Below are 5,141 nucleotides of genomic sequence, written 5' to 3' on the forward strand. Positions count from 1 at the left end.
CCATCACTCATGTAATAAAGAGGGGGATTTTCAATGAAACTTACGATCTATTTTGATGGACAATTTTGGATTGGAATAGTTGAAATGATGGAAAATAATAAGTTGAAGGTATGTAAACATACTTTTGGATCAGAACCAAAAGATAATGAAATACTGGATTTTATTTTTCATGATATGATTCTGTTATTAAATCGTACATCAGGTGTTAAAAACTCTATTGATAAAAGAAAAAATAAGGCTATCAATCCTAAAAGATTAATAAGATTAGCAGCCAAAGAAATGAAAAATCATGGAGTTTCTAACAAATCTTATGAAGCATTGAGAATAGAATTAGAACAAAAAAAGAAAATGAAGAAATGTATTACACGTCAAATGAAAGAAGAATTAAAAGAACAAAAGAGACAAATGAAAATTCAAAAACGGAAAGCAAAACATCGAGGGAAATAAAAGAACATCCGCTAATTTAGCGGATGTTCTTTTATCCTCGAAAACGGCGATAATATTTTATATGTTCATGATTTAAAGGAAAACTTGAAAGAGAGCCATTTGATTTCACCTAAAAATATCCATGATTTTGCACTCACATCCCTTACATGAAAAGGGGTTTAATACATCTGAATCCTTTCTATACTGATTAGTAATGATGGATAGCCAAGTACGGAATTCTTTATGGTGGGTAAACCCCTGTCCTAAAAACTGTGATAGAGGAATTGGTGCACATGACTTTGTATTTATAACTCCAGCTAAATAAGGATAAAAAAAAGCCCTAGAGGGGGACTCTAGAGCTACTAACAGGGAAATAAAAAAGACAAATGGTAGAGAATGACTTCCTTAGATGTTACAAGTTTAACACGTAAATTATAAAAACGTTATATAAGTATTTTACGAAATTATGAACATATGACAGGATTTGTTCTTGTCATCATGGCTGAGAACTGAATCTGTCTGTAATACCAACTACCTAACCAGTTCTCGACTGTGATGATGCACATAGCATCGATTTGAAAAATGGAAGCGAAGAATGATTTCCAATTTTGATATAACTTCTTCATAACTGCTTGATTCACTTGTGATGGTAGATTTATATAGTCTTGTTACTTCATTGTTTTAAACAAACAATCTAGGAAGTTATAGGATAGGAAGGATCTCTCTTTTGTCGGTAGCGTAAACAGATTACACTTGATTTCTTTCCGTTCTTCTGCCGGCTTTTCTTTCTGCTTTTGCACACGTTTTTGATACGTACGAAGTTGATTTTCATTCATGATTTCAATATATGCTTGTAATGTATGGAGAACTTCTTGTTGAAGGGGATATAGAGTTTTCTTGCCCATTTTCTGATAAAAAAGTATTGCTATTTTTGTAAGCGCTTACTATAATAGAGGTATAAAGATTTATAAAACTTAATATTACAATAAAGGAGGAGTTAATATGGAAATCGCAATGGCAGTTTTAAAATTTATAGGTGGAGTAATTCCATTAGTACAAGAGCTTTTAAAAGCATTTATGTAAGTTTATTATTCAGCAATTATGTATAAAAATTATCATACAAATGATCTGTATTTCAAAGACGAATTATTGATGTACAGATCATTTGTGTGAGTAAATTTAAAAAAGAGTCCCAAAAGGAATAAGGGATTCTTTTTTATTTAACGTATTTCCGAAAGAAGTCCCCATCTTCAAGCGCGTGACGTGCAAGAGCCCAGCGGTAAGATGGGGATGAATTTTGGTTAGGCATAGCCTAACTGATTTGTAAGAATTGCCAATGTTCCTGATAATACTCTAAAAGACATTGAGCATGATTGAAGGGCATTAAGGTGGAGGCGGCATTTCCCATTTGCTTCCGCATTTTTTCATTATTTACATGAAAAGTGGCATGAATTGATAAAAAGAGATGATGCCAGAACATGTGCCAAGGCACATACCTACAAATACATCTGATGGATAATGAAGCCCGAGATAAATGCGAGAAATTCCAACACATAGCGCTACTGGAAGTAAAATGACCATTAAGTTTGGATGATAGCAAATAAGTGGAACGAAAACAGAAAAAACAGCTGTTGTGTGACCAGATGGGAAAGAATGATCTGTTAACGGATGCAATGGGTATTTTGCATCTTGGATGGTTAAATACGGTCGTTTCCGCGGATACCACCTTTTTAATAGTTGTACAGGAATATGACTAATCGCTAGTGACAAGCTGGCAGCAATAGCTGCATGATGGAGGAGCTCTTTTGAAAAGATAAGAAGGCACAACGCTAGTGAGATAGAAAAGGTTGCACCACCAATATGTGTAATGGTACGGAAAAAGATATTTAATGTTTTTTGATCAAAGTAACGGTTAATTCCTTGAAAAATGTAACATTCTATTTTATATAAGGAGCTGACGGATTTAGCTTTCATGTAATCTCACCCCCTCATTTACATATATATTGAGATATTATTTTCTATTGTAATAACATTTTATTGAGGGAATAATAAGATTTTGTAAAGAAAACGTTATGGTTTTAATGAAAAAAGCTGCCAATATAACGGCAGCGAGTGGAATTATTTTTGCAAGGATTTATAGTATTGTCCTTTTTTAACATACTGTCTGCGAATACGCTCCATATCTTTTCGGTCTTCGTCTGTTAATTCGCGAATCACTTTCGCGGGACGACCGAATGCTAATGTATTAGGTGGAATTTTCTTACCTTGTGAAACGAGACTACCGGCACCAATGAACGCACCTTCGCCAATTTCAGCACCATCTAAAATAATAGATCCCATCCCAATTAAAGCATCTTTTTTTACCGTGCAGCTATGTAAAATAACTTGATGCCCAACTGTAACATCATCTTCTAGAAGAAGAGGGTACTGTGGACTTTGGTGAAGTGTACATTGATCTTGTACATTTACTCTGTTTCCAATGATTGTTGGAGACACATCGCCACGAATGACAGTATTAAACCAAATGCTTGATTCTTCACCAATTGTGACATCACCTGTAATCGTAACGTAGTCAGCGATAAAAGCACTACTCGCAATTTTCGGATTTTTATCTTTATAAGGATATATCATGTAAAGCCTTCCTTTCCTAGAAACTAGTTTTAGTGTATCAAATTATGAAAAAGAGTGAAATGGAGGAGTTTCGTATGTGGAATTATGAAGCGGAAACGGCAAAAGCTGTAATCGTAATTGTACACGGTGCGATGGAATATCACGGACGTTATGAAGGGATTGCAGAAATGTGGAATCATTTCGGTTATCATGTTGTTATGGGGGATCTTCCAGCTCATGGAACAACTTCAAGAAATAGAGGACATATTGACTCATTTGATGAATACATAGAAGAAATAAAATTATGGGTGAAGGAAGCAAGAAAATATCGAGTGCCTATTTTTTTATTTGGACATAGCATGGGCGGTCTTATCGTTATTCGGATGATGGAAGAAACGAAGAGAGACGATATAGACGGCATTATATTAAGTTCGCCATGTTTAGGAGTTTTAACTGTACCTGCCGCACCGCTTCGAGCTGTTTCAAAGTTGTTAAATATTTTCATGCCAAAATTACAATTCCCAACAAATCTTACAGTCGAAATGTCAACAAGAAATAAAGAAATTCGCGATGCGATGGAAAATGATTCATTGTTCTTGCGCAAGGTGTCAGTTCGTTGGTATAGTGAATTGATAAAATCTATCCAGATTGCTCATGACAAAATTGATGAGTTTCCAGACGTTCCGCTCTTGCTAATGCAGGCTTGTGAGGATAAACTTGTAGATAAAACACGTGTCCGTAAATGGTTTGATAACTTAAAGGTTAGTGACAAGACGTATAAAGAATGGCCGAATTGTTATCATGAGTTATTAAATGAGTATGAGCAAGACGAAATTTTGAACTATATCAAAGCATTTACTGAAGTACATGTCAATAACATAATAGAAACAAATAAATAATGAAGAGAAAGTTTTCTTCTTTATTATTTGTACATTCAATAGAGGAGATGAAGGAAGAAGTGAACGTACCGAGTAATCCCATAACGCTCATGGCGAAAGTATACCGTGATGTGTTTCCGGTAGTACACCATGAGCTAGCGATGTGGAAAGAGCGTGCCTACCATATTCCGAATGATGAGCTTCATAGTCAAGCTATTGCAAGTATTGAACATAAAACGTTTCATTGTGAAGGCGGTGGTATTTTAGCGCTGCTTGCAAATGAACACCGTGAGGAATGTATTCGTTTTATTGTGGCGTATCAGACGATTAGTGACTACTTAGACAACTTATGTGATCGCAGTACATCGCTTGATCCGAATGATTTTGCTGCATTACATGAATCGATGTTAGCAGCATTAACGCCTGAAAGTGAAGGAGCGAATTACTATCGTTATCGAGATGATCAAGATGATGGTGGTTATTTAGATGAACTTGTTGCAACATGCCAAGATGTGCTAAGAAAAACAAAGCACTATAATAAGATTGCCCCAATCCTTCATGAACTTGCTTGTTATTACTGTGATTTGCAAATTCATAAGCATGTGAAATTAGAAGAGCGAGAACCACGTTTGCAAACATGGTTTGAGGCTCATAAGGAAAATGTACCGCCAATGAGTTGGTTTGAATTTTCAGCATGTGCTGGATCGACACTTGGAATCTTTTGTCTCGTGGCATATGCATTTCATGATGAATTACTTGATGAAGATATTGCGAAGATTAAACAAGGATATTTCCCTTACGTCCAAGGTCTTCATATTTTACTTGATTATTTCATCGATCAAGAAGAAGATCGCATTGGCGGGGATTTAAATTTCTGTAGTTATTATGAGAATGAGCAGGTCATATTAGAGCGAATGAAGCATTTTGTGAAAGAAGCAGAAAGAAGTATTGGAGACTTACCTCATGCAAAGTTTCATCGTTTAATTAGCCGCGGGCTACTAGGAATTTATTTGTCAGATCAAAAAGTATCAGAGAAAAAGAATATGCAACATATGGCACGGCGCATTGTGAAATATGGCGGTTTTACTTCACGGTTCTTCTATTGGAACGGGAAGATATACCGAAAGAAAATGGCGCAGTGATAAAGGAGACCGCTCTTTTTAGGAGTGGTCTTCTTTACTATATATACATCAATTAAAAAATTGACATAAAACCCCTCTTTTTGGG

The 5,141-nt window shown here is 35.4% G+C and carries 5 protein-coding genes; 3 read left to right on the forward strand and 2 right to left on the reverse strand.

Annotated elements, in window-relative coordinates; genetic code table 11:
• Positions 1-33: 33 nt before the first annotated feature.
• Positions 34-447 (forward strand): YjdF family protein, encoded by a 414-nt coding sequence (locus tag V7183_RS13155; protein ID WP_335359812.1) that lies wholly within the window; start codon positions 34-36, stop codon positions 445-447.
• Positions 448-1,857: 1,410 nt separating this feature from the next.
• Here the strand turns inward: V7183_RS13155 and V7183_RS13160 are convergent.
• Together V7183_RS13160 and V7183_RS13165 are read right to left on the reverse strand one after the other, a co-directional pair.
• Positions 1,858-2,400, reverse strand: coding sequence for a phosphatase PAP2 family protein (locus V7183_RS13160; protein WP_097898077.1), 543 nt, complete (start codon positions 2,398-2,400; stop codon positions 1,858-1,860).
• 144 nt (positions 2,401-2,544) lie between these two features.
• The gene (locus V7183_RS13165) at positions 2,545-3,057 is read right to left on the reverse strand and encodes a gamma carbonic anhydrase (RefSeq protein ID WP_335359813.1); all 513 of its coding nucleotides are present in this window, start codon (positions 3,055-3,057) and stop codon (positions 2,545-2,547) included.
• Between the two features lie 74 nt (positions 3,058-3,131).
• On the opposite strand from V7183_RS13165, the gene V7183_RS13170 reads away from it, so the two are divergent.
• Both V7183_RS13170 and V7183_RS13175 read left to right on the forward strand, forming a co-directional pair.
• The gene (locus V7183_RS13170) at positions 3,132-3,935 is read left to right on the forward strand and encodes an alpha/beta hydrolase (protein WP_141523337.1); all 804 of its coding nucleotides are present in this window, start codon (positions 3,132-3,134) and stop codon (positions 3,933-3,935) included.
• Positions 3,936-3,994: 59 nt separating this feature from the next.
• Entirely contained in the window at positions 3,995-5,056 is a 1,062-nt protein-coding gene (locus tag V7183_RS13175) for a tetraprenyl-beta-curcumene synthase family protein (RefSeq protein ID WP_141523338.1), read from the forward strand.
• Positions 5,057-5,141: the final 85 nt, after the last annotated feature.

The organism is Bacillus sp. JJ1127, from assembly GCF_036965845.1.
Classification (GTDB): domain Bacteria; phylum Bacillota; class Bacilli; order Bacillales; family Bacillaceae_G; genus Bacillus_A.